General features: G+C 51.5%; 24 protein-coding genes. 20 read left to right on the top strand and 4 right to left on the bottom strand.

Annotated features, from left to right (window positions below; translation table 11 throughout):
- Positions 1-138: 138 nt before the first annotated feature.
- Positions 139-600: a GNAT family N-acetyltransferase gene (locus tag JNE38_RS01835; protein ID WP_203354991.1), complete on the top strand. Its 462-nt coding sequence runs from the start codon at positions 139-141 to the stop codon at positions 598-600.
- A gap of 168 nt (positions 601-768) precedes the next feature.
- Positions 769-1,455, top strand: a complete 687-nt coding sequence (locus JNE38_RS01840) for a sulfite exporter TauE/SafE family protein (RefSeq protein WP_203354992.1) — start codon at positions 769-771, stop codon at positions 1,453-1,455.
- Positions 1,456-1,458: 3 nt separating this feature from the next.
- Here the strand turns inward: JNE38_RS01840 and JNE38_RS01845 are convergent, their stop codons facing one another.
- Positions 1,459-1,998, bottom strand: coding sequence for a FixH family protein (locus JNE38_RS01845; RefSeq protein WP_203354993.1), 540 nt, complete (start codon positions 1,996-1,998; stop codon positions 1,459-1,461).
- 72 nt (positions 1,999-2,070) lie between these two features.
- Here JNE38_RS01845 and JNE38_RS01850 point away from each other — a divergent pair, with 72 nt between their 5' ends.
- Both JNE38_RS01850 and JNE38_RS01855 read left to right on the top strand, forming a co-directional pair.
- Positions 2,071-4,251 (top strand): heavy metal translocating P-type ATPase, encoded by a 2,181-nt coding sequence (locus JNE38_RS01850; RefSeq protein ID WP_203354994.1) that lies wholly within the window; start codon positions 2,071-2,073, stop codon positions 4,249-4,251.
- A 145-nt stretch (positions 4,252-4,396) separates the two neighbouring features.
- A complete protein-coding gene (locus tag JNE38_RS01855; protein WP_203354995.1) occupies positions 4,397-5,452 on the top strand; it encodes a hypothetical protein in 1,056 nt (351 codons plus the stop codon).
- A gap of 82 nt (positions 5,453-5,534) precedes the next feature.
- Here JNE38_RS01855 and JNE38_RS01860 read toward each other — a convergent pair whose 3' ends face one another.
- Complete coding sequence (locus JNE38_RS01860) at positions 5,535-5,966, bottom strand: VOC family protein (protein ID WP_203354996.1); 432 nt, start codon at positions 5,964-5,966, stop codon at positions 5,535-5,537.
- A gap of 260 nt (positions 5,967-6,226) precedes the next feature.
- On the opposite strand from JNE38_RS01860, the gene JNE38_RS01865 reads away from it, so the two are divergent.
- The 8 genes from JNE38_RS01865 (at position 6,227) to JNE38_RS01900 (ending at position 14,224) form a co-directional block, all read left to right on the top strand.
- On the top strand, positions 6,227-7,714 hold the full coding sequence (locus JNE38_RS01865; RefSeq protein ID WP_238933530.1) for an MDR family MFS transporter: 1,488 nt from the start codon (positions 6,227-6,229) through the stop codon (positions 7,712-7,714).
- A 138-nt stretch (positions 7,715-7,852) separates the two neighbouring features.
- Positions 7,853-8,308, top strand: a complete 456-nt coding sequence (locus JNE38_RS01870; RefSeq protein ID WP_238933531.1) for a MarR family winged helix-turn-helix transcriptional regulator — start codon at positions 7,853-7,855, stop codon at positions 8,306-8,308.
- A 273-nt stretch (positions 8,309-8,581) separates the two neighbouring features.
- A complete protein-coding gene (locus tag JNE38_RS01875; RefSeq protein ID WP_203354997.1) occupies positions 8,582-9,217 on the top strand; it encodes a nitroreductase family protein in 636 nt (211 codons plus the stop codon).
- A gap of 22 nt (positions 9,218-9,239) precedes the next feature.
- Positions 9,240-10,187 (top strand): ring-cleaving dioxygenase, encoded by a 948-nt coding sequence (locus JNE38_RS01880; RefSeq protein WP_203354998.1) that lies wholly within the window; start codon positions 9,240-9,242, stop codon positions 10,185-10,187.
- Positions 10,188-10,802 (top strand): alpha/beta hydrolase, encoded by a 615-nt coding sequence (locus tag JNE38_RS01885; protein ID WP_203354999.1) that lies wholly within the window; start codon positions 10,188-10,190, stop codon positions 10,800-10,802.
- A 439-nt stretch (positions 10,803-11,241) separates the two neighbouring features.
- Positions 11,242-12,513, top strand: coding sequence for an MFS transporter (locus JNE38_RS01890; RefSeq protein WP_203355000.1), 1,272 nt, complete (start codon positions 11,242-11,244; stop codon positions 12,511-12,513).
- A gap of 48 nt (positions 12,514-12,561) precedes the next feature.
- The gene (locus JNE38_RS01895; protein WP_203355001.1) at positions 12,562-13,611 is read left to right on the top strand and encodes an XdhC family protein; all 1,050 of its coding nucleotides are present in this window, start codon (positions 12,562-12,564) and stop codon (positions 13,609-13,611) included.
- Positions 13,604-14,224 (top strand): nucleotidyltransferase family protein, encoded by a 621-nt coding sequence (locus tag JNE38_RS01900; RefSeq protein WP_203355002.1) that lies wholly within the window; start codon positions 13,604-13,606, stop codon positions 14,222-14,224. Before JNE38_RS01895 ends, JNE38_RS01900 begins: the two co-directional genes overlap by 8 nt.
- 112 nt (positions 14,225-14,336) lie before the next feature.
- On the opposite strand, the gene JNE38_RS01905 is transcribed toward JNE38_RS01900, so the two are convergent.
- On the bottom strand, positions 14,337-15,257 hold the full coding sequence (locus JNE38_RS01905; protein ID WP_203355003.1) for a LysR family transcriptional regulator: 921 nt from the start codon (positions 15,255-15,257) through the stop codon (positions 14,337-14,339).
- A gap of 124 nt (positions 15,258-15,381) precedes the next feature.
- Here JNE38_RS01905 and JNE38_RS01910 point away from each other — a divergent pair, with 124 nt between their 5' ends.
- From JNE38_RS01910 to JNE38_RS01930, 5 genes are all read left to right on the top strand, one after another.
- On the top strand, positions 15,382-15,828 hold the full coding sequence (locus tag JNE38_RS01910) for an SRPBCC family protein (protein WP_203355004.1): 447 nt from the start codon (positions 15,382-15,384) through the stop codon (positions 15,826-15,828).
- Positions 15,829-16,707, top strand: coding sequence for an FAD binding domain-containing protein (locus JNE38_RS01915; RefSeq protein WP_203355005.1), 879 nt, complete (start codon positions 15,829-15,831; stop codon positions 16,705-16,707).
- Positions 16,704-17,189: a (2Fe-2S)-binding protein gene (locus JNE38_RS01920; protein WP_203355006.1), complete on the top strand. Its 486-nt coding sequence runs from the start codon at positions 16,704-16,706 to the stop codon at positions 17,187-17,189. The genes JNE38_RS01915 and JNE38_RS01920 overlap by 4 nt, the downstream gene beginning before the upstream one ends.
- 4 nt (positions 17,190-17,193) lie before the next feature.
- Positions 17,194-19,551 carry a xanthine dehydrogenase family protein molybdopterin-binding subunit gene (locus tag JNE38_RS01925; protein WP_203355007.1) on the top strand — a complete coding sequence of 786 codons (2,358 nt, stop codon included), beginning with the start codon at positions 17,194-17,196 and terminating at the stop codon, positions 19,549-19,551.
- 165 nt (positions 19,552-19,716) lie between these two features.
- Positions 19,717-20,505, top strand: coding sequence for an alpha/beta fold hydrolase (locus JNE38_RS01930; protein WP_203355008.1), 789 nt, complete (start codon positions 19,717-19,719; stop codon positions 20,503-20,505).
- 68 nt (positions 20,506-20,573) lie between these two features.
- Here JNE38_RS01930 and JNE38_RS01935 read toward each other — a convergent pair whose 3' ends face one another.
- Positions 20,574-20,969, bottom strand: coding sequence for an ArsR/SmtB family transcription factor (locus JNE38_RS01935; protein WP_428993710.1), 396 nt, complete (start codon positions 20,967-20,969; stop codon positions 20,574-20,576).
- Between the two features lie 162 nt (positions 20,970-21,131).
- Between JNE38_RS01935 and JNE38_RS01940 the strand changes: the two genes are divergently transcribed.
- The 3 genes from JNE38_RS01940 (at position 21,132) to JNE38_RS01950 (ending at position 25,332) form a co-directional block, all read left to right on the top strand.
- The gene (locus JNE38_RS01940) at positions 21,132-21,428 is read left to right on the top strand and encodes a hypothetical protein (protein ID WP_203355010.1); all 297 of its coding nucleotides are present in this window, start codon (positions 21,132-21,134) and stop codon (positions 21,426-21,428) included.
- Between the two features lie 231 nt (positions 21,429-21,659).
- A complete protein-coding gene (locus JNE38_RS01945) occupies positions 21,660-23,885 on the top strand; it encodes a heavy metal translocating P-type ATPase (RefSeq protein WP_203355011.1) in 2,226 nt (741 codons plus the stop codon).
- Positions 23,886-24,366: 481 nt separating this feature from the next.
- Entirely contained in the window at positions 24,367-25,332 is a 966-nt protein-coding gene (locus tag JNE38_RS01950; RefSeq protein ID WP_203355012.1) for a helix-turn-helix transcriptional regulator, read from the top strand.
- The last annotated feature ends 55 nt before the right edge of the window (positions 25,333-25,387 follow it).

The following is a 25,387-nucleotide window of genomic DNA, read 5'->3' on the forward strand; positions in this document are numbered from 1 at the left end:
CTGCGAGTTTTGAACCCTTCGTTACTTTCGTGTCATATTACCTAACATCAGGTGTTGAGAGGGACGGAATGGCGTGCTACTATGAAAGAAAGAACAAGGCGTCGCCCGCATCCTATTTTGACTGGAGATGTTTAGACTATGATCAGCCTGATGAGAACCTCTGCCGATCATCCAGACTTTCATGGATTAGTGGAATTGCTGGACAAAGACCTGTGGAACCGATACCCGGAAACGCAGCAATCCTTTGCACCGTTCAACGTCATCAAGCTGGATGCCAAGGTCGTTGTCGCCTATGCCGATCACATTCCGGTAGGGTGCGGCTGCTTTCGGGAAAGGGCAGAGAATGGCGTCGTGGAAATCAAAAGAATGTACATCAAGGAAGAAGCACGCGGAAAAGGGATCGCCAAGCAAATCCTGAGGGAACTGGAGGCGTGGGCGGTGGAGATCGGGAAAGAGCGCGCGATTTTGGAGACAGGAACCAATCAGCCTGAAGCGGTTTCCCTATACGACAGCGTAGGCTATGCCATCATTGATCGATTTGAACCTTATGTGAACAGCGAGGAAAGCATTTGCATGGGCAAGACGCTTTTCAGCAAATAGAAGCTGCACCCCTCGATACTGCCAGATACGCTCTGGCAGTTTTGTTATGGAAAGGGGGGATCCCGTCCTTTGAAAAACAGCGACACGCTTTTTGCAGTCATAAACCGCCGGGGTGAGAAGTAACTAAAAGAGAGGACAACACACCGGATCAAAGGAAGGGATCGGCGCATGCATACGAGCTTGTACGATTATCTGCTCCTGACGCTGACGGGACTCTTGAGCGCTCCTCATTGCATCGGCATGTGCGGAGGTATCATGTCTGCCTGGACTCTCCAGTCCCAATCTTCCATGCTGCAAACGGTCATGGCCTATAATCTGGGCAGGATCGTGACGTATATGGGAGTAGGGGCGTTCATGGGGGTGATCGGCTCGTTCGTGGATGCAGCAGGGGCGATCGTCGGTTTTCAGGGAATCGCGAATGTGGTGGGGGGGCTTTTGATCTTGCTCTGGGTCTTCAAGAAGGTCGCTTTGCCGCTCAGTCAGTGGTCCATTCTGCAGGTGCCTGTCGCACAGAGGTGGCTGGAGGAGCAAAAAGCCCGCCCCGGCGTGCTGCCGGTATTCTTCAGCGGGTTGCTGCTCGGGTTTTTGCCTTGTGGGTTGACCTATACCATGCATATGAAAGCAGCCGCCTCTGGCAGTGTGTTGGAAGGGATTCTCACGCTGGCCTTTTTTGGGATCGGCACATTGCCTGCCCTGCTGCTGATGGGGATCTTTTCCGCCGTGTTATCCAGAGCGCTGCGTTCCAAAATCCTGCTTTTCGCCAATCTGCTCGCGATCTATATCGGAGTGGTCACGATCATGCGCGGACTGGTGATTAATGGCTGGGTTCCGCATGTGAATCCTTGGCTCTGGTAGCCATCAGGGCTCAGCTGCAAAGACATAAGACACCGTAGAGGATTTGTCCTCCTTTTCGAAAGTAATATCAGCTCTCCAATCCCCTACCATTGTAGGGACGATGCTCGCGACAAACTCTCCTGTTTCCTTGTACTCGGCCGTCGCCTGCGTATTTCCATGATCCATGCTCGGCATCGACAAGGTGACCGAGACTTTGGCATTTTTCCATGCGTCCGCCTGATCACTGGGGAGGACGATATGCAATTCGCTCTCTTTGAGAATGTTGGGTGGGTCGGGTTGAACGTACACGTGAATGGGCAAAGAAAATTCCTGCAAGGTCAGCTTCCCTGACTTGGAAGCGGGCGGGGAAGCTTCGGGGTGACCGGAATGAGAAGAGGAGCATGCCGACAGCGACAGAATGGCAGCAAAGAGCAGGACAAGCAGGCGAAAAGCTCGTTTCAAAGGATCACCGCTTTCTCTCCGTAATGCAAGCACCATATCGTATTCGGAAAACGAGCGTTCCATTCGAAATTTCGCCTGGCGGCAGTGCAGATTCGTTTTCATTTCTATTTCCCTTTGGTCACGCATACGTATTACAGCGGGACATGCGGTCGGTACAAAAGGGGTGTTCAATGGATGACCACGAGACAAACCTATCAGGTCACGGGAATGACTTGTGCAGCCTGTGCGAGTCGAATCGAAAAAATACTGACCAAAACAAGTGGAGTCATAGATGTCCAAGTCAGCTTGGCCACGAATAAGGCTCGCGTGTCGTATGATGATCAGCAGCTGGACGATCAAGCGATCATTGCGAAGATCGAAAAGCTAGGCTATCAGGCAAAGCCGGAGGAAGAGGGAAATGCGCATTCAGAAAAGGATGACTTGTTCCGCCGCTTTTTCATTTCTTGCATCCTTACGATTCCGTTTCTGTGGGCAATGGCAGCTCATTTTTCCCTGTCCTCGTTCATCTGGGTGCCTCCTCTCTTTCTCCATCCCTACTTTCAATTAGCGTTGGCGTTCCCCATTCAGTTTTGGATCGGCTATCCGTTTTATGTCGGGGCCTGGAATGCAGTGAAGAATAGGTCGGCCAACATGGATGTTTTAGTGGTCCTGAGCACATCGGCAGCCTTTTTTTATAGTCATTACGTTACTTTCAACGCTTCGTATGCACTCCCCCACCTTTCCCTCTATTACGAGACTTGTGCCGTCATTTTTACCTTCTTATTGCTGGGCAAGTATCTGGAGGCGATGGCCAAGGATCGGAGCAGAAATGCAATCCGGAAGCTGCACCATCTGCAGCCAAAAGTAGCCAACGTGGTGCGTCCGACCGGCATGATGACAGTTCCCGTGTCTCAGCTGGTCGTCGGGGATATCTTTATCGTCAAACCAGGCGAGCGGATTCCCACGGATGGACTCGTCATCGAAGGACAATCGACGGTAGATCAGTCTATCTTTACGGGAGAAAGCTTGCCGGTCGAGAAAGGAAGCGGACAGACGGTCATCGGAGCGACCTTGAACCAGAACGGGTGGCTGAAAGTAAAGACGACCAAGGTAGGCAATGAAACGGCGCTCACGCAAGTCATCAAAACGGTAGAGGAAGCACAGATGTCCAAAGCCCCGATCCAGCGCATGGCAGACGAGATGACGGATATTTTCGTGCCGATCATCATCACGATCGCGGTGATTTCCTTCTTGGCCTGGTACTACCTGTTTACGATGCAGGATTTTGGGCAATCGCTGGAAAAGGCGATTGCCGTACTGATCATCGCGTGCCCATGTGCTCTGGGGCTGGCCACGCCGATGTCCATTCTGGTCGCGTCCGGTCGGGCGGCTCAGCTGGGGATCTTATTCAAGCAGGGGAAGTTCCTGGAGACCCTGCAAAAGGTAGACACCGTCATACTGGACAAAACCGGCACCCTGACAAAAGGCAAGCACGAGGTCATCGACATACACACGGGAAGCTGGCCCAAGGAAGAGTTTATGCGTCTGGTGGCTGCAGCCGAAACCACATCGGAGCATCCCTTGGCCACTGCGATCGTCACCTACATGAAAAATCGAGGGGCGACGATACCTGCTCCGACCGACTTTACCCCATTGCCAGGGTATGGAATCATGGCCAGCGTCCATGGTCATTCTGTCATCGCAGGCTCTGCGAAGCTCATGAAAAGCCATCGCATTGACGTATCGCCTGTGCAGGAACGCATACTGGCACACGCAGCTGAGGGGAAAATCATCATGCTGGTCGCGATCGATAATCAGCTCGCGGGCTACATCGCGCTGTCTGATCCGTTAAAAGAAGATGCCGAGCTCGCGGTCCGTCAATTGAAAAGACTCGGGAAGGACGTCCTCATTATTACGGGGGACAATGAACAGACTGCATCGAGCATTGCCAAGCAAGCAGGAATTCAGCGAGTACATGCCGGAGCGCTGCCTGCAGAAAAGGCGCAAATCATTTTTGAGCTGCAAAAGCGAGGGAGAACGGTCGCTATGGTCGGAGACGGAATCAATGATGCGCCGGCTCTGATGGCTTCCAATATCGGGATTGCGCTGGGGACAGGAGCCGATATTTCCAAAGACTCCGCTGATGTCCTCATTATGCATGGAGAACTGATGGGAATCGTCCAAGCGTTCCTTCTCAGTCAGCAAACGATGAAGAACATCCGTCAAAATTTATTCTGGGCACTCTTGTACAATACTGTGGCGATCCCGGCAACGATGATCGGCTTCTTGGCTCCGTGGGTTGCGGGGATTGCGATGGCGTTTAGCTCGCTATCCGTCGTTCTAAACGCGCTGCGGCTGCGAGGAACTAGACTGTGAGCGGCAAATAGAGGAGGAACCGTTCCTTTTTTACAGGGACCGGTTCTTTTTTGGCCTGCCAGTCAAAATAGAAAAGGAGTGAAAAGCGAAACCATTCCCTTTTTGAGGCGTCTGTAAAAATATGGATACAAAGAGGGGGATGCATATGAAAAAGTTTCTCGCATGGTTCATGGTCTGGGGGCTCCTGCTGGCATGCGCTTTGGATGCGCAAGCGATGGAACAAGCGTCGGCTGCTCCAAAGCATAACGTGCAGCACATGCAAATCATGACCAAAAGCTCGGAGGGCATCATCATCGCAGACACCTGGCAGGACATCCAGCAAAAGCACACCCGAATCGATATCGTCGAATATGTGCTGGCAGACGAAGCTGTAAAGGCAGTCAATCAGCATCGGTCTGTTGTTCTCTACCAAAAAGAAAAGATGTTTGAAGTGTCCCGCAGCCAAGGAAAGGAAGAAGAATTCAACAGGGACATCCTCGACCCGTACAATATACGGAATAATAAAAATCGGCTGTTTGAAGCGACTGTCAGGTGGTACAACGGTGCTCGCTGGGAGCGCACGGGCACGACGATGTTCAATGGCAGACAGGTGAATGCCCTGAAGAGATTGTACAAGACAGGGGACGGTCTGACTGCGGTGAATGTTGGTTACGTTGACCCGAACACAGGTCTGCCGATAAAAGAAGAGTATTACTTCGGAGAAAGCAGCACTCCGACGATCACCAAGATGTATGTATTTGAGGAAATCGATGATCCAGAGGGGGTTCTTTTCACGAGTGCAGCCTCTTCCTTGCTCGAAAAGGATGCAGCCGATTGGCTTTGCGTGGCTTTTGATGCAGTGATGCCATTGGATGATGCTCTCAATTCCAAGATGAAATACATCGCCTGCGACGTGGGCGATCTGCCGGGGCTGGATGCTGCGGCAAAGAATCAAGTGTTCCGTTATTTTGAAAAGTACAAGACAAGGACTCTGGAAGCGTCATTGGAAGAGCTGAGAGAAAAAGGCATGTTCAATCCCGACACAAAAGTGCTCGATGGACCGTTGCTGCGCGTGTATAAAGTGAGGATCTCGGATCAGAAGGCTGTTCTATATACTTCCAAGTACGCTTCAAGCGAAGGGGCTATCGGAGTGGCAGTGACGCTGGAATGGCTGGGAGGGAAATGGCAGGCGACAAATTCAGCTCTAGTGTGGGTCAGTTAACAGTGCGACGCAATCAGCAAAAACTAGCCTCGTATAAAGAGAAAAACCGAGTCGTCCGTCTGGGTGACTCGGTTTTTGGCTATTACATATGGTGTTTGCCTTCCGTATAGAGCTGGAAGGACACTCCGAACTTGTCCGTCACAATTCCATAGGCTGGGCTGAAGAATGTTTCTTGAAGGGGCATGATGACAGTGCCGCCATCTTGCAGAGCATCAAAAAATTGTCTGGATTTTTCAGGAGAATCGGTAGAGAGGCAAATGGTGACCTGATTTCCGATTTGGACAGGCTGACCTGGGAATGTATCCGAGAACATCATCTCGGATTCTCCGATCTTGATCGTTGCATGCGAAACGCGATCGCGGGCTGCTTCTGGCAGAGGAAATTCAGGATTTGGCGGCATTTCTCCAAATGTTTGCTGGAAGAGAACCTGGGCTTCCAGTGCATTTTGGTAAAACGCGATGGCTTCTTTTGCGTTGCCATCCATCATCAGGTAGGGAGTCAGGCGCATTGTCATGATCATTCAGCTCCTTGGCTAATTAAAATGGGTCTTACCGTTCGTTGCGAGAATGGGTCTCTCTCCCAGTGTTGCCCGCAAATTGATTATAAAACTGAGAACGTACGTTTGTAAAAGAAAACCTTGTTTTTTTACCCAACACCGCAATCGAGAAGAAATGTCCTTCTTTATTTCAGGCTAGAATGGGGGAGCTGAAATTTCTGCGTGTTTTTGATATGGGTGGGAAATGCGATCCATTCAACACGGAAAGGGGTACGATTGTGGACACACAGCAGGACTTGAAACATGCGGGAGGGACTTTTGGGAGCAAAGGAAACTTCATGGTGGTCATGGTGATGATTCTGGGCGTGTTCGTGGCGATTCTCAATGAAACGCTTCTGAATGTAGCGTTATCCAAAATCATGGCGGACCTCGGGATTTTGCCCAGCACCGCTCAATGGCTGACTACGGGATATTTGCTCATCATCGGTGTGCTCATCCCCGTAACCGCCTTTTTACTCCAGAGATTCACGACCAGAGCGCTGTTTTTATCAGCCATGGGCTTGTTTACACTCGGAACACTCGTTGCCGCGATTTCACCAAGTTTTTCCCTGCTGGTTTTGGGAAGGATTCTTCAGGCATCCGGTACAGGTCTGCTTTTCCCGCTGCTGACAAATGTGGTGTTTGCCATTGTTCCGCTCGAAAAAAGAGGATCCGCCATGGGGACGATCGGAATTGTCATTACCTTTGCTCCGGCAATTGGTCCGACATTGTCCGGAATCATCGTGGAGCACTTCAGTTGGCGATACCTTTTTTACGGAGTGCTGCCGATCGCTGTCTTCGTGATGATATTTGCCTATTCCAGACTGAAAAACGTGACAGAGACAACGAAGCCCAAGGTCGATCTGGCATCTCTGCTTCTCTCAACCCTGGGATTTGGGGGAATTGTGTACGGATTTAGCAGCGCGAGTGAAGGACATGGAGGGTGGTCAGGCTATGGGGTCCTGCTGCCCATTGCGATCGGGGTCTTGTCGCTTGTCTTCTTTACCTTCAGGCAGTTAAAGATAGCGGAGCCGCTGCTCGACCTGCGTGCATTCCAATACGGGATTTTTCGTATTTCGACGCTGATCATGATCATTGTCATGATGGCGATGTTTTCTGCGATGATGCTATTGCCGATCTTTCTCCAGAATGCCTTGGGCTACAGTCCGTTTGAGGCTGGATTAGTGATGCTGCCGGGCGGAATCATCATGGGCATCATGTCACCCATTACCGGCAGGTTGTTCGATAAATTCGGAGCGAAGTGGCTTGCGATCGTGGGCCTCATCCTGATCGCCAATACTCTCCTGCAATTTGCGTTCATTACCGTGACCATCTCTTACAGCACGATCATGGTGCTCAATACGCTTCTGATGCTGGGCATTTCGATGCTGATGATGCCGGTGATGACCAATGCGCTGAATGAACTCCCTCCACCGATGTACCCGCATGGCACGGCCATCATCGGGACGCTGCAGCAGGTAGCTGGAGCAGTCGGAACAGCACTCTTGGTGACCGTGATGATGAATGGCACCAGTCGCTATATGCAAAATCCCGCACCTGGGCAGGACGATTCAACGCTGCGCATGCTGGCGATGATCGCAGGCATGAAAAGCGCGTTCCTTTTGGCTTTTGCTTTGGTTGTCGTGGCTTTGCTCGCTTCCTTTTTCCTGAAGCGTGCGGTTAAGCCGGAGCAGCACCGCGCTGCAGAGCAAGTATCACCCAACTGAGCTCCAACAAAGACCATCCCGCAAAAATAGCAGGGATGGTCTGTCTTTTCAAAGAATAAAAAGATGCAGTTGACAACGTGGAAAATTCATCATACAATTATCTCGAATTAAAGATAATTTATAAAAGGATCTGGTTCTGTGAGAAGAGACGATGGCCATAACGACGAGCTCTCGTTAAAGCTGTTCGTGATCCTGTCGAGAGCGTATCGCTCCATCAGCGATGTCGTGACGGAGGATATGAAACGATACGGATTAAATCCATCCGAGTTTATGGTGCTGGAACTTTTATATCACAAAGGCGAGCAGCCCATTCAGCACATCGGCAAGAAAATCCTGCTGGCGAGCGGCAGTACGACCTATGTGATCGATAAGCTTGAATCCAAGAAGCTGCTTGCGCGAAGGCAATGCCAGGAGGATCGACGGGTCGTTTTTGCTTCCATCACGGCAAAAGGGAGAGAGCTGATGGATGAGATCTTCCCACAGCATCGCGCCGTTATCCAGATGCTGTTTGAAGGCGTAAGCGAGGATCAAAAAATGACGCTGATCGAGTTATTAAAGGAGACAGGACTTCGAGCAGCTAATTTGAAAAAGTGATTTTTTTTGCTGGTATATCTCAAATTAAAGATATATGATTTCAGGATAATTCACCTATTGGCTTAAAAAGATTGGGAATGATAAGGAAGTCGTGGTAGCAGGATCAGGCTATCCGGACTTATCGGCTTGCGATCAGTAGCCGAGTGGGTGAAAAAAGGACAGCAGTAGCAGCGGGAGCAATCCGATTCACGTGTGGAAGTGTGGAGATTCGCTTCTCCATATTTCCCTAAAATCTCAAAATAAAGATATATGATATCGAGGGGAGATTGTCCCATGAGTGAATTTATGAGCCTGGTGAAACAAAGGCGGTCCGCAACCAAATTTATGCCGAATGTAGAGATATCCGCAGAAGAGCTAGATGAGATTCTCTCACTTGTGAAATTTGCTCCTTCGGCTTTTAACCTGCAGCATGCGCATTACGTCATCGTCACGGATGCAGAAATGAAAAACAGAGTATACGAAGCCGCCCAGAAGCAATATAAAGTGAAAACCTCATCTGCAGTGATCCTGGTGCTGGGCGATACAGAGGCACATCAGCAAGCAGGGAAGATCAATGAAGGGCTCCTTCACTTGGGAGTTATCGATAAACGGGAATACGAGGACACTGTGTCCTCCATCCACCGGTTCTATGAAAAAGGGGGCGAGCCGCTAATGCGGGATGAAGCCATACGATCTGCGAGCCTGTCCGCGATGCTGTTCATGCTGGCAGCGAAGGAGAGGGGGTGGGACACCTGCCCGATGATCGGCTTTGACCCTGAAGCGATTCGCGAGATTTTGAGCATCCCGGATCAGTACGTGCCAGCGATGATGATTACGATCGGAAAAGAGGATCTTTGCAGCCAACGGGTAAGGGGCTATCGCAAGCCGGTAGGAGAGTTTGTCAGCTATAACCAATTTACTTTGAAGTGACCAAATAGGGGAGGAATATACCATGAAACAGCAAACTGCAGGAATTCATCACATCACCGCTTTTGTAAAAAATGCACAGGAGAACGTCGATTTTTATGCCGGCCTGCTCGGGCTGCGCCTCGTAAAAAAAACCATCAATTTTGACGCGCCAGAAGTATATCATCTGTATTTCGGAAACGAAGTGGGCAGTCCGGGAACCGCGATCACCTTCTTTCCTTGGGCGACTTCCCGCAAAGGGCGCATCGGCGGCGGTCAGGTGGGCTATACGACCTTTATGGTTCCGGTGGGCGCCTTGGGCTTCTGGGAAGAGCGACTGAACAAATTTAACGTTTCCTATAACCGAGTCGAGCGTTTTGGGGAGACTTATCTGCAATTCGCGGATCAAGACGGGCTGCAGCTGGAGCTGGTAGAGCGCGAAGGCGGACAGATGAGTAAATGGTCGTTTGGAGGCGTGCCTGCTGACAAAGCGATCAAAGGGTTCGGCGGTGCGATCCTGTATAGCGTCCACCCTGAAAAGACGATGGAAGTGCTCCAAGATCTGATGGGTCTGGAGCGGGTAGGTGAAGAAGGAGGCCTCGTTCGTTTCCGTGCGGTAGGAGATATTGGCAACATCATCGATGTCAACGCCAAACCGATGCTGCGCGGCGCAGGGGGCGCAGGGACCGTCCACCACATCGCCTGGAGAGCGAAAGACGATCGCGATCATCGTCAGTGGCAGGAACATGTGCGCGAGTATGGCCTGCAGCCAACGGATATCGTCGACCGGCAGTATTTCAACGCCGTTTACTTCCGGGAATATGGAGAAATCCTCTTTGAGATCGCGACTGATCCTCCAGGCTTTGAAAAGGATGAGACCTTTGAGGAGCTGGGCGAAAAACTGATGCTTCCGGAATGGTACGAACCGCATCGCGCACAAATTGAGGCTGGCTTGGTGCCAATCACGGTACGTGTGCTGGAGGGGGACAAGTAAATGAAACATGTATTTCGAAAAGGGACTGACCCGAATGCACCTACCTTGCTGCTCTTGCACGGAACAGGTGGGAACGAGAACGATCTTTTGCCGTTAGCTGCGCGGATTCATCCGGGTGCAGCAGTCCTGAGCGTCCGGGGGAACGTGCTGGAAAATGGCATGCCGCGGTTTTTTAGAAGGCTGGCGGAAGGTGTCTTCGATGAGGAGGACCTCATTTTCCGCACCAAGGAGCTTGCTGATTTTCTGGATCAAGCTGCGATCGAATATGAATTTGATCGCGACAATCTGGTAGCTGTCGGCTATTCCAATGGGGCCAATATTGGAGGAAGCCTATTGTTCCACTACCGGGATGCCTTGAGAGGTGCGATCCTCTATCATCCAATGGTGCCGCGCCGAGGCATTCCTCTTCCGGATCTGTCTGGTGTACCGATCTTTGTGAGCGCAGGAACGAATGACCCCATTTGTCCTCCTCAGGAAACGGAAGAACTTCAGCGTTTGTTTGAAGGAGCTGGTGCGTCTGTTTTGGTGCACTGGGCATCGTATGGACACCAGCTCACCGGCATGGAAGTGGATGCTTCATCCGAGTGGTTTCGGAAGACATTCGACCAGGAATAAGGGAGCTGCCGCCCTTCAGTGCAAGCGAACGGGCCCCATGCTTCAAGACTGATGAATAGGTAACAAGCAAAACAGCAGGGATCGAACTGCTGTTTTTTGCGTTGGGAAAGAACAAATCTGTGGCGGCAATGACCCGGAAAAGCCGATGCAGCTCATTTACTTAAACGTTTGTTTAGCAATTCTCCCGGTTTTATAACCGCCCATGTCTGTCGGTATCGCTAGTCTTTATAGCTTTTCCTCGCATTCAACAGATTGTCGGCGCGATCTCGTTAGCAGAGAAAAAGAGAGTGACGGCACTTGCATTTCGGATGGTACTCCGTTTCCATTTGGGTCTTATGAGTTTTTAAGAATGATTTAATAATTCTTTTTATATTTAAAATTATAAAAAAACGAAAGTACAATGTGGAGGTAAGCCAAAACGAATATAGGGGGTATTCATTTGAGCCAACTGGGGACTACTGCAAGCACACAGCCAGGGAAAATGTCAAAAGCAAGATGGATTTACATCGGTTTGCCGCTGCTCATTCTATTCACGGTGTCCATGATCGACAAGTCAAACATCAACGTTTTGCTTGCGAACAAACCTTTTCTCCAAGACCTGGGGATCAAAGATGGTGCAATTAAAGGTTCATTGAGCAGCATCTTCTTGATCACCTATGCCATCGGACAGTTTGGTTGGGGTTTCGTCGTTGACCGTATTGGTGCGTTTAAGAGTGGTCTCATTGGTATATTCTTTTGGGTCGTTGCGATGGTTATGGGTGGGTTGGCTGAATCCGTATCTGCATTGTTCTGGTCCCGTTCCATTCTCGGCTTGAGTGAAGGCGTACTGTACCCAATCGCGCTGACACTGACTGCTAAATGGTTCCCAAGCAATGAACAAGCAAAAGCACAAGCTCTCTGGTTTAATGGTAACTCGCTTGGTCCCGTAATCGGTTTGCCGATTATTGCGATGGTTGCTCAAAGCTATGGCTGGAGAGAGAGTTACCATGCACTTGGTGCCGTATCCCTCCTTTGCTTGATCATGTTCTGGGTGATGGTTCGAAATAGTCCAAGCTCCCACTATGCGGTGAGTCATACGGAAAAAGAATTCATCGAAAATGGCGCGGGAAGCAAGAAAGAGCTTGCCAATACAGGTGAAGTAAAAGCTGTCCTGAAAAACCCTATCTTCTGGATGCTCGTTGCGGTATACGGCTGTATTTCGATTGGTTTCTATGGAATCTCCACGTTCCTGCCTAGCTATTTGACAGAAGCGAAGCAAATCCCGTTTGTTCAATCCGCGTTCATCAATGCAGCTGGTTACGGTTTGGCCATTATCGTGCAAATGAGCTCAGGTTTTTGGTCAGACAAGATCATGAAACGGGCAGTATTCGTTGGTGGTGCAAGCGCTCTTATTATCATCTTCTTGCTTTTGGCGATGTTCACATCTAGTCCAGTGGGTGCACAAGTCTTGACGATCCTGCTGATCAGCGTATTGCTGATGCCTGCTGCATTGACAATGACGATGTTGCACAAGGTGGCGTCTCCGCAAGTAATGGGACGCATTGGTGGTATATTTGGCTGTATTTCGTACGTCTTAGCTGCGATCGGCCCTATGGTGGTGGGGGCAGGTAGCCAGTTGAGCGGTTCGTACACAGGCGGATTCTTGGTGCTCTTGGGCTTTATCGCCGTACCGCTTGTTCTTTGTCTGGTATTGATGCGCAAAGGTTACTAATTAATCAGGAAATGGACAGCATGAGGATAACACGAGGAGGATGCCGACATGTCACGTTTACAAGAGTTTCGGGAAGTGATGAATCAGATCAAGGCAGCTTGGCAGGATGGTCATAAGACCGCACTGCTCATGCTCATGAATGTACAAGGGTCAGCCTACCGATTGCCAGGCACGAAGGTGATGATGGCAGAGGATGGGCGAATCTTTGGCACAATAAGTGGGGGCTGTCTGGAGGGTGATCTGTTCGGCTGGGCTGAAAAGGCCATGCAGTCAGGAGAACCTCGTCTGCAGCGATACGACCTGAGCGAAAGTGAAGTGTGGAGTCTGGGCATCGGCTGCAAGGGCTCGCTGGAGGTCGGCATTCTACCTGTGGATCCGCATGATCGCTTTTGGCAGCAGACGGATGAAGCCCTGCAGCAGAATGAAAGTGTCTCATTGATCATCGAAATCCTGAACGGGGCTCGAGCACTGCTGAAACAGGATGGATCCGTCGCGGGAGAGCTGGACATGCTTCCGAAAGAGGTGCTGGAGCACGCGAGACAGCGCTTCGCTATGCAGACGCGGGCAGAAATATGGGAACTAGGGGAGCGACGATTCTATATTGATGTTGTGAGACCGAGCGAGCACTTAGTGGTGGCTGGCGCTGGACTTGATGCGCGTCCAGTCGTTGAATTGGCGTCACGTATGGGCTTTTCCGTCACCGTTCTGGATCCGCGCAGTGGATTTAATACGCCCGAAGCTTTTCCTGCTGCACGTCATGTTGTCCAGTCAGCAGCAGAGGTCGCCCCCTGTACGCTGCGAGACAGCTGGTGGGTCATCATGAATCATCATCTGGAGCGCGATCAGGCATCGCTGGACCTTGCTTTGCGGTGCGAACCCAAATACATCGGCGTATTGGGCCCACTGACGCGAACAGAAGACATGCTGGCTCAAATCAATCGCGAGCTTTCCAGCGGGCCGATTCATGCGCCGATTGGCCTTGATCTGGGAGCCGAAACCATGGATGAAGTGGCGTTGAGCATCGTCTCGCAGCTGATGGCGGTAAGAAACAGCAGGCAAGCCCTCCCTCTGCACGGAAAGAGCAAGATCCATGCTTAGGGTCGGAGCGATTGTTCTGGCTGCAGGGCAGTCGAGGCGAATGGGCAGTGCGAAACAGTTTTTGCCGCTGCGAGGAAAGCCGCTGTTTCGTCATGCGGTTGAGAGGGCGGCCGCATGTCAGCTGAGCCCCATTCTATTAATTGGTGGAGAGCACAGTGAGAGATTGCGTCAGCTGACAAGGGATTTGCCAGAAGTAGAGGTGCTGGACAACCGTGAGTATGCGACGGGAATGGCCTCCTCATTGCGTAGGGGAATGGAAGCAGTGGCTGGCCGCGTGGATGCGGTGCTTGTCTTTTTGGCTGATCAGCCGTATGTTCCGGATCAGGTCGTGCAGTCGCTGATTCAGACCTACGCTGATCATCGGGCGGAGGGAGTCAAGATCGTCAGACCGATCTATCAGAATACGGCGGGACATCCTGTGCTGTTTGACGCAGCCCTTCTGGGGGAGTTCACCTGTGTGACAGGGGACCAAGGCGGGAAGGACATCATCGACAAGTACAAGTCCCATCTGAAAAAAGTCCGCTTTGCCCGTGCCGATTGGAATCTCGACATCGATACGCCGGATGATTATTGCCGTGTTCAACAAGCAATTCTTGCGGAGCCGTGTGAATAGCAAAAGAAAAAGGATTTATCCCGGGATGCCTCCATGGGTAAATCCTTTTTTGCTGCGAGAAGAAAGCGCTTCCGATATTCGCGTTAAAAAGTGGGAATTTTTTGGAAAATCTCTACATGGATTCTTTGTTGAGTTCTTCGAAGTAACGAATGGTGTAATCTCGCAATTCTCTCGCAGCCATGGTCAGATAGCGAGCTTTGACCCAAGACAGACCGACGACGCGTTTGGAGTAGTGATCCACGATCGGCAAGTAGACAGGGGTTTCCCGTTTTTCGGGCGAGTTGGCCGACCAGTGATCAGGATGGGCCCACCAATGCTCGGGAACGAGGGCGACACCCAGTCCGTTGTGCACCATTCGCAAAATCACTTCGGCATCGTTGCATTCAAAGGCTATGTTTGGAGTAAATCCGGCTTGCAGGCACATGTTCGTAGTGGTTTCAGTCAGTTCGTAGGTTTTCGTCAGGCTGATAAATGTTTCCCCGGCGACCTCGCTGAGAGAGACGTTCGTTTTATCGGCCAGCCGATGATCTGGCGGTACGGCGAGAAACATGTTCTCGGTTAACAACGAAACGCTTTGCACCCTTTCCTCCTGAATCAATGGATGGGTGATGGCGAGATCCACTTCTCCTCGTTCCAGAAGATTTTGACATTCTTGCGTAGTGCCTTGCAGCAATTTGACATTGACGTGAGGATGGCGCTTGAGAAAGGAACTGAGCAGCTCAGGCAACAGGCGGCCAGTAGCCGCTGCCAGGTAAACTTGTCCGCGCTCCAAGCCTGTGAGGTCAGCCAGTTCATGCTGGCCTTCTTCGAGCTCAGCGAATACTCGCTCGACACGTTTGAGGAAGGCTTGTCCAAAGCGGTTCAGACGGATTTGTTTCCCGTGACGGTCGAACAGAGGGACCCCCAGGTGCTTTTCCAGTCGGCTGATCATTTTGCTTAGGGAAGGCTGGGAAATATGAAGTTCCTCTGAGGCACGCGTCATATGTTCTAAGCGAGCGACGACTTGAAAATACCTTAATTGAAGCAGATCCACAGGCATCCCACTTTCATATGTCGATTTGTCTATTGATTTATAAATGATTATGTATTTTTAAATATATAAAATCAAGGCTAAACTGTAGGAAACGGCAACATGGTGCCAGCGGGGAGTGAAAACGATGAATTTAGCAGGTGAGGCGAAGTTTAAAGAATCGAGTCAGAATATTTGGGATGCTTTGCATAATCCGGAAATTTTGAAGGGCGCGATTCCCGGCTGCGAAGGATTGATTCTCAAGGAAAACGGCGAATACGATGTCGTTTTGAAGCTTGGTGTAGCGGCTGTAAAAGGTGAATATATCGGACAAGTAAAGCTGGAGGATGTCGAGGAAGGCTCTCACTACATCCTGCTGGCAGAAGGCAGTGGCTCTCCAGGGCACGTCAGAGCAAAAATGGACTGCAAACTGGTGCAAACAGATAAAGGCTGTACGCTGATTTGGGATTGTGACGCCGAGGTAGGCGGCATGATCGCGAGCGTGGGTAGCCGTGTATTGGGCGGCATCGCCAAGTTTATGGCAGGTCAGTTTTTCAAAGCGATCGAAAAACAAATCAAGAGTGAGGGAGCGTAAATGAAACCAGCCGCGTTTGAATACCTGCGCCCGTCGAGCTTGCAGGAAGCGCTTCAATTTCTCGCCGATCTGGGCGAAGATGCGAAGATCATCTCAGGTGGACAAAGCCTGATTCCGGTTTTGAACATGAGACTTTCGACTCCAAAGTATCTGATTGATATTGGCAGAATCGAAGAACTGTCCTATATACGCGAAGAAGATGGATACCTCGTCATTGGCGCATTGACCAAGCACCGCGACGTGGAATTTTCTCCATTGGTCCAAAAGTTGTGTCCGCTATTGGCGGAGGCGGTTCGCTGGATCGGTCACCCGCAGATTCGCCAAAGAGGAACGATCGGCGGAAGCATCGCCCATGCGGACCCATCGGGAGAGCTTCCCTGTGTGATCGCGGCCCTGCGAGGAGAGATTGTCATTGCGCATGCTGATGGCGAAGAGACCGTAACACCGGAAGAGTTCTTCCTGACGTACCTCCTGACATCCCTTCAGCCTGATCAAATGGTAAAAGAGCTGCGTTTCCCGATTCTCCCCGAAACGAGCGGGTATGAATTTACCGAAGTCGCACGCCGTCACGGTGACTTTGCTCTGGTAGAAATCGCAGCTGTCGTCGATCTCGACGAAAATAACCAAATCACCTTGGCCAGACTGGCTGCCGGCGGAGCAAATCCCGTACCTTGCGTATTGGAAGATGCCGAAGAGTTCCTGATCGGAAAAGTACCGACGGTTGATGTGCTGGAAGAGGCGGCGGGACTGGCAAGCGAACAAGTAGAGCCGGACAGTGATTTGCATGGCTCCGTGGATTACAGGCGCTCTTTGGTGAAGACATTGACCAAGCGCGCTCTGCAAACAGCCATCAAACGGGCGGGAGGGAATGCGAGATGAAAACGAGAGAAATTACGGTCACCGTAAACGGAAAACAGCTGACGGAAACAGTAGAGACACGCCTGCTGCTGGCGGACTTTATCCGCGATCATTTGAATCTGACCGGTACACACTTGGGCTGTGAGCACGGTGTCTGCGGCGCATGTACGGTCCTGGTGGACGGCAAGGCTACCCGTTCCTGTCTGATGCTCGCGGTGCAAGCAGACGGCTCCAGCATCGATACGGTGGAGTCCTTGGTACACGAAGATGGCACGCTGCATCCTCTTCAGCAGGCTTTTTCCGACAACCATGCCCTGCAATGCGGGTTCTGTACGCCTGGTTTCATGATGACCCTCGTCGATTTCTTGAACGAAAACCCGAATCCAGGCGAGCAAGAGATTCGCGAAGCCATTTCCGGCAACTTGTGCCGCTGCACAGGCTACGCCAACATAGTCAAAGCTGTAGAGCAGGCTTCAGAGGCGCTTGCCAAACAAGGAGAGTGAACCGATGGCAACTCTAGTTGGACAAAGCTTGAGACGTAAAGAAGATTACCGCATGGTCACGGGTACAGGCCAGTTCGTAGCGGATATCAAAAAGCCAGGCATGGTAGAAGCCACGTTTGTTCGAAGCACACATGCGCATGCGAAGATCAAGCATATCGATGTGGAGGCAGCAAAAGCGATGGAAGGCGTATACGCTGTCTACACCGGGGCGGACTTGGTGGGAAGAGTGAAACCGCTCACGCAGATTGATTCCCACTGCCGGTTGCCGAAGCATATTGAAGAGCAAATCAAGCCGTTCATGTTTCACAATGAAGAGCCGGTTCTCGCGCAGGGAAAAGTCATGTACGTGGGACAAAGCGTAGCGGTCGTCGTAGCGCAAAACCGTTATGTCGCAGAAGACGCTGCAGCTCTGATCAAAGTGGAATACGAACCGCTCCCGGCTGTCGTCGATCCGTTCAAAGCGCTGGAAGAGGGAGCTCCACTCGTACAGGACAGCATGGAGAACAACCTGCAAGCGTATTTCCACTTGCCGGTAGGTGACTACGATGAAGTTTTGAAAAAGGCTGACCACGTACTGAGCGGTCGCTTTATCTCTCCACGGGTTTCTTCCAACCCGATCGAAACGCGCGGTGTCGTGGCAGATTACGAAAGCCGCTCAGATCAGCTGCATATCTGGTCCTCTACCCAAATGCCTTTCGAGATACGTCATTATGTCGCAAAACTATTGGGGCTCGTTGAACAAAACATCCGTGTTACCGCCCCTGACGTTGGCGGCGGTTTTGGTCCAAAAGGCGGTCTCTATACCGAGGAAGTCATGCTGGCTTTCCTGGCGAGAGAATTGAACCGTCCCGTTCGCTGGATTGAAGACCGTGTGGAGAGCATGAGTGCCGCTCGCCATTCCCGCGACCAGATCCACGATCTCGAAGTGGCCTTCATGAATGATGGTACGATCCTCGGCCTGCGCGATCATTTCGTGCTGGACGTAGGGGCGATCAACTATTTCGCCTTCACGTGCGCCTACAACAGTGCCGCCCATTTCCGCGGCGCTTACAAGATTCCGGTATTTGACCTGACCTGCAAGATTGCCCTGACCCACAAGACGCCCAATGTACCGTACCGTGGCGCGGGAAGACCGGAAGTCGTATTGGCGATGGACCGGATGGTGGATAAGATCGCCCGCCATTTGGGCATGGATCCGGCAGAAGTCATGCTGAAAAACATCATTCCGGCAGAAGAAATGCCGTACAGCCAAGGAATGTACTACAAAGACGGCGGCGAGCTGATCTACGACAGCGGCGATTATCCGGAAGCGTTCCACATGGCGCTGGAGCTGGCAGGCTATAAAGATGTTCGCGCCAAGCAGGAAGCCCTCCGAAAAGAAGGCAAATACATCGGGATCGGGATTTCTTCCAACGTTGAAGGGACGGGGGCAGGTCCGTTCGAGGGAGCGAAGGCAGCCATCGATGCTTTTGGTCAGCTCATGATCCACACTGGCTCTTCGCCGCAAGGACAAAGCCATGAGACCGTCTTTGGACAAGTCGCAGGCGACGTCATGAATGTCGGACTGGACAAGGTGACGGTAAAATGCGGGGATACGGCTCTTCTCGGCTTTGGGGCGGGCACGTACGCGAGCCGAAGTGCTGTAAATGCGGGCTCTGCCACGCATTTTGCGACGGAGAAGCTGCGCACGAAGGTGCTGGCGGTTGCAGGGCTTGTCATGGGCATATCTCCTGATGAATTGACGATGAAAGACGGTGTCGTATACGCCGAGAAGGCGCCGGAGCAAAAAATGACATTTGCCCAAATCTATGAGGCGGCAGCTCCCGGTCCGCGCTGCAAAGTTCCGGAAGGCATGGAGCCGGGATTGGAAGCAACCCATTATTTCGTACCGCCTACCGTGACATACTCTTCTTCCACCCACATAGCCGAGGTAGAAGTGGACATCGAAACGTGCTTTGTGACCATCAACAACTACGTCATCATCCATGACAGCGGCCGCGTGATCAATCCGATGATCGTAGAAGGTCAGGTCCAAGGCGGTTTCGCACAAGGATTGGGTACGGCTCTGTACGAGGAAATCGTATACAATGAAAACGGTCAGCTCTTGACCGGTACGTACATGGACTACCTGATGCCGACAGCGATGGAAGTACCAAAAGCAAAACAGGGCGAGCAGGAGTACCTGTCCACGCGCAACCCGCTTGGCGTCAAAGGGGTAGGGGAGAGCGGAGCGATATCTTCACCTGCAGCGATCGCCAATGCGGTGGTAGACGCGCTGTCTCCATTCCATATCAACGTCGACCGACTTCCGATCAGCCCGAATCGCGTATTCAGCCTGCTGCAGGAAAGCAAAGAGGCATAAACGCAAGCAACCTTTATTGAAGAAAAAGGGGCGCATCCATCCGTGAGCGTCTCTTTTTTGTTTTTTTCTCGAAGGGGGATGCTCGTTCTATCTTACACTCCTCTAACATAGCATGGGATGGAATACAGATACGCCACAAGCAAAAAAGATAGAAGGGTGATTTCGGTGAAGCTCTCCATCAGCTTGAAAACGGGTATTGAAATGAAGTATGTGGAAGCCGGTCCGCCAGATGCTCCGGTCCTGATTCTTTTGCACGGTCTCACCGATTCCAGTCGTTCATGGTCGCTTTCATTGCCCAAGCTCGCTGAGAATTATCACGTGTACGTACTGGACCAGAGAGGGCATGGTGATTCCGATGCCCCAGACAGTCCGTATCGGCTGTCCGATTTTGCAGAAGACGTCATTTCTTTTATGGATGCCCTGAGCATTGAAAAAGCGTCTATCGCCGGACACTCGATGGGGAGCTTTGTTGCCCAGCTCATAGCGATCACACACCCGCAGTGTGTTACCAATCTGGTTCTCGTAGGTTCAGCGGACAAGACGGCAGGGAATGAAACACTGGACTGGCTGTGGGAGAACATTCAACAGTTTCAAGGCAAGGTGGATCCTGCCTTTCTAGAGGAATGGACCTCGACGCCTACACCGGTTGACCCTGAGTTTTTGGCTCGATTAAAAGAAGAGACGGCGGCTGTCCCCGTCTACGTGTGGAAGCATGCTACACAGATGTTGATGACGGAGGATTTCAGTGCGCATCTCTCTGAAATAAAGGTCCCTACGTTTATCATCTGGGGAGAGCAGGATGCCGTCTTCCCTTATGAGGATCAAGTGCGCTTGCAAGCAGCGATCCCTCAAGCGAAATTTCAATCCTATCCAGACGTCGGCCACAACATCCAGTGGGAAATCCCCCAGCAGATCGGGGAAGATATCGCGTCGTTTGTAAAAGAGAATCTGTAGCGTGAGTAAACAAAAAAGGATTTCTCCACAATGAGCATGGAGGAATCCTTTTTACATGCAATGCGTTGTCATCCGTTAGTGTCGGTGGGCACGGGAACCCTTTGTTCCTTGGCGTGTTCGACGCCCGCCAAGATGAGATGGCGAACATGGTCATCATCGAGGGAGTAAAAAACGAGCTTTCCTTCTTTTCGGTACTTGGCGAGGCCCATATTGCGCAAAAGCCGCAGATGGTGAGACGTATTGGCAATGGAGCTTCCGATGATTGCGGCGATATCACAGACACAGAGCTCGTCTTCCAGAGACAGGATGTGGATGATCTTGGCGCGCGTATCATCAGCCAATGCCTTGAAAATTTTTGCGACTCCAACCGACTCGGCAGCGAACGGCTTCAAGCGATTTACTTTTTCATCATCAAAACACTGAACTTCGCAGATATCGTCCTGTTCTTTTGGAGACACCGGAATTCACCTCTTGCCTCATTACAATGTCCTATTATTATAGTCATTCACAGGAAAACTGGGAAGGAAAAACGACATTTTGATGACGCTGTAGTTTCCCTCCATTATTTGGTGTAAGATTGACTTGTTCGACGGAAAGCTTCACTGGAAAGGAACTGGGAGATATTCATGAACGTACAGCAAAAATGTCCAAAATGCCGTTCCAAAAAAATTGATCTCACTGAGTCGATCAATCGACTTCTTTATACCATCAACTACGCATTGGTCTTGGCAGTGCTCGCCTGGATCGGGATTTCCGTAAAAGGAACACCGGTTATTTTCCTGTTCCTTGGACTGTCTGGTGCGTTCGTGCTGTTTGCCATTCGCTTGGCGCTGGAGAAACGCAAAGTGATCAAGTGTCTCTGCCTCGACTGCGGAGAACGCTGGCAAACCGTACCGAATCCAAAAGAAAACGCGGCTCGCTAAGATTTCGGAGGCTTCCTGCAGGGAGCCTCTTTTTTGTGATTTCGGGAGAAGAAGGTCATGATCGCTGCGTTTGCGTATAAATACGAGGAGCCATACGAAAAATAGGCGGAAAAATCAAATTCTATTGTTGAACCGAGTGAACGGCTGGGATACTATAATAATTAAATATTCGTTTGAATGTTGATGAGTGAATCTGGACAAAATCGTGAATTGGAAAATAGGTGAGAGCAGATGTCTGAGGACGAAAAAAAGAATACCTGCTGTAGCGATCATCACCATGGACATTCAGATATGAAACTGCTTCCTGTCATCGGTAACGAAGAGACAGCAGCTGCCAGAGCCATCAGTATGGATCATTTCTCCGAGGCTGCCGTGTACCGGATCATCGGCATGGATTGCAGCTCTTGCGCCAAATCATTGGAAAAACATATGAGGTCCATAAAAGCAGTGCAGGAAGTCAGCGTGAATTTTTCCACGGGGAAAATGCAGATTGTCCAAGAAGGGCTCTCGGACGAGGCGATCGTCAGCGAGGTAGCCAAGGCAGGGTATGCAGCCAGTCCCCTCTCCAAGGGAAAAACGAATAAGGCGGAACAAAAGGACGGTGTGGGCACCAAGCTTGCTGTCATATCCGGTATTCTTCTCGCGCTAGGCTTTCTGGGTTCGTTCACGAGCGTGCCTGAGGGCATTTTGATTGTCTGTTACGCTTTGTCCATGATCATCGGGGGGTATCGGCCTGCCCGCAGTGCCTTTTACGCCATAAAGAGCGGCTCTCTGGACATGAATGTGCTGATGTCTGTAGCCGCGATCGGGGCTGCCATGATCGGAGAATGGCTGGAAGGGGCGACCGTCGTCTGGCTGTTCGCCATCGGAAATTGGCTGCAAACCAACTCCATCGAAAAGACGCGGGATTCGATCCGCACGCTGATGGATCTCGCACCTGCCGAGGCTTGGGTGAAGCAGGGCGTGTCCATGGCCAGAGTTTCCGTGGAAGACGTGCGCATCGGGGATATCATGGTTGTCAAACCAGGAGAAAAGGTTCCGCTGGACGGGGAAGTCCTCTCAGGTATCTCCAGCGTCAATCAGGCCCCGATTACCGGGGAGTCCATTCCGGTCGACAAACTGGCAGGCGATTTTGTATTTGCAGGAAGTGTGAACGAAAGCGGTTCGTTGGAAGTCAAAGTGACAAGGCTCGTGGAAGATACGGCGATTGCGAAAATCATTCATCTGGTCGAGGAAGCCCAGGAGAAAAAAGCCCCTACTCAGGCGTTTGTCGATAAATTTGCCGCATGGTACACACCGATCGTCCTCGTCCTGGCCTTGCTCGTCATCGTGTTTCCTCCTTTATTGGGTTGGGGAACGTGGGGAGATTGGTTCTATAAAGGACTGGAGCTGCTGGTTGTGGCATGTCCGTGTGCGCTGGTCATCTCGACGCCCGTTGCGATCGTCTCCGCTATCGGAAATGCAGCGCGAAACGGCGTTCTGATCAAAGGAGGCGCTTTTCTGGAAAAGGCGGGGGCCATTACCGCCATTGCATTTGACAAGACAGGTACGCTGACGGAGGGCAAGCCGCAGGTCTCCCGGATCGTGGCGCCTTTTGGCAAGGAGGACGAAGTGCTTGCGATCGCACGCACGATCGAGGAGCACTCCCGCCATCCGATTGCTCAGGCGATCTTGACGTATGCCGACGGAAAGAAAGTCGCTTCCTTGGCTGGCAAGGATTTTCGGGTCCTGGTGGGAAAAGGGGCGGAAGCGACAGTCGAGGGGCAAACCTATTACGCAGGAAAGCCGGGTCTTTTCGCCGAACAAGGCATTTCCCTGGCAGCATGGGCAGATCAGATCGAATCGCTGCAAAAAGAAGGCAATACGATTGTCCTGATCGGTAACGCTCGATCGGTTCTCGGGCTGATCGCCGTAGCCGATACGATTCGCGATATTTCCGTGAGTGCCATCGGAGGGCTGAAAGCAGCAGGTGTAGACGAAATCGTCATGCTCACAGGTGATAACGAAGGAACCGCAGCGAAGGTGGCAAAGCAGACAGGAGTCAGCCGTTACTTTGCGGAGCTGCTGCCAGAGGACAAAGTGGCGGCCATCCAAAAGCTGCAGCAAGAAGGCAAGTCCGTCGCGATGGTCGGAGACGGGATCAACGATGCACCAGCGCTGGCCACGGCCGACCTCGGGATCGCCATGGGTGGCGCGGGTACGGATACAGCCATGGAAACGGCCGATATTGTGCTCATGGCCGACAATCTGGAGAAGCTCCCGCACACGGTGAACATCAGCCGCAAAGCCCTGCGAATCATCCAGCAAAACATCTGGTTCTCCATCATCGTCAAGCTCGCGGCTCTCATCCTGATCTTCCCCGGATGGCTGACCTTGTGGCTGGCTGTGCTGAGCGATACAGGTGCGGCGCTGATCGTGATCTTGAACAGCATGCGGTTGCTGAGAATGAAATCGTAGGAGAATAGCAGAGTGGAGACCCTTTCGGCGCAACCGGAAGGGTTTTTGTATCTCCAGCGTTTTCTTCGTTTCCGTGCAGAAAGGGCTTTCGCTCTATCACGTTTTTATGAAGAAAGCTCCCAGAGTCACCCCGCGTACCCAAAGCCTCGCTAGGAAAAAGGAGAAAAAAGCGAAGGTATTAGGGGCACAGCCCAGGCGGAGTGGAAAAAGAGGAACCTGCCTTTAGCGTCCACCTAAGAATCACTCCCTGAAGCTGCTGCTTTGGACGCGGGTTCCGCTTTTGTAGCGGAGCCGTGCAGGAAAGACCTCCGAGCAAGTGCCCCTACTAACCTGGAGCGTTTTCTCCTTTTTCCTCCCCGCACAAGCAGCCACTCTAATACGCCATCGCTTTCCCATTCCAATTTCTCCAAACGATGGTACCCAAAGCACCCACTTGTTAAAATAGGGAAAAAATACGAGCGATACGAAAAAGGGGGAAAACATGTCCAAAACGGATAACATGCTGTCAATCCTGTGGCTGCTGCAGACAGGAAAGCGATTGACGGCCAAGCAATTGGCCGAGACGTTGGAAATGAACATTCGCACCGTCTACCGTTACATCGATGCTCTGTGCGCGAGCGGTGTGCCCATCGTTGCGGATGCCGGCCATCACGGCGGGTACAGTCTTCTTCAGCCGTTCACCGACGCCCCTCTGCTCTTTGACTTGAACGAACAAAAATCATTGATCCACGCAGCCATATTCGCTCAGGAAGCCGGGTACCCGTTTGGTGAGGATCTGGAACGCGCCATCTCCAAGCTCAAACGATATACCAATGAAGAACAGAGAGGTGCCATAGAGCGTCATAGCAGAGGCTTTGACGTGATTTTGCCGCCAACAAACCCATTGATTGCCCAGAACCTGAAAGAGCTGGAAATATCCGTCGCGAATGAGCGCACCTTGTTCATCGACTATCAGAAAAACTACCAGAACCAATGGCAAACCAGGCAGATCGACCCCTATGGACTGGTTCACTGGCGGTCCAATTGGTATGTTGTCGCTTTCTGTCATCTGAGAGGGGAGATTCGCAGCTTTCGTGTCGACCGGATCGGAAAAATGACTCGAACCGATTCGACATTTCAACGACCTGCGCTCTTTTCGGCTCGACAATATTTTTTGACCAGCCTGTTATCCGACGCCGATCAGCAGGAAAAACCGATTTCCGTCCGAATTACGGGCAGAAAACAAGCCATCAATGATTTGTGCAACCACTGGTTTCTCGGTCGTACCTTGGTGGAGCGATCCCACGAGCATGCCCATTTCCAAGTGGATGAGCAGCTCGTCCATACCCAGGTTCCGCATTTCCTGCTCCCGTTTGGAAAAGCCATACGGGTAAAGGAACCCTCCTTTTTAAATGAGCGTCTGGCTGCCATCGCGGCAGATTTGCACAATTATTATCAATCCCCCTAGCTTCCCTGACTGAAGATGTCAGGGAAGAGGTGATAGGATAAAACTATCCCTATGA

The sequence above is a fragment of the Brevibacillus choshinensis genome (assembly GCF_016811915.1).
Taxonomy (GTDB): domain Bacteria; phylum Bacillota; class Bacilli; order Brevibacillales; family Brevibacillaceae; genus Brevibacillus; species Brevibacillus choshinensis_A.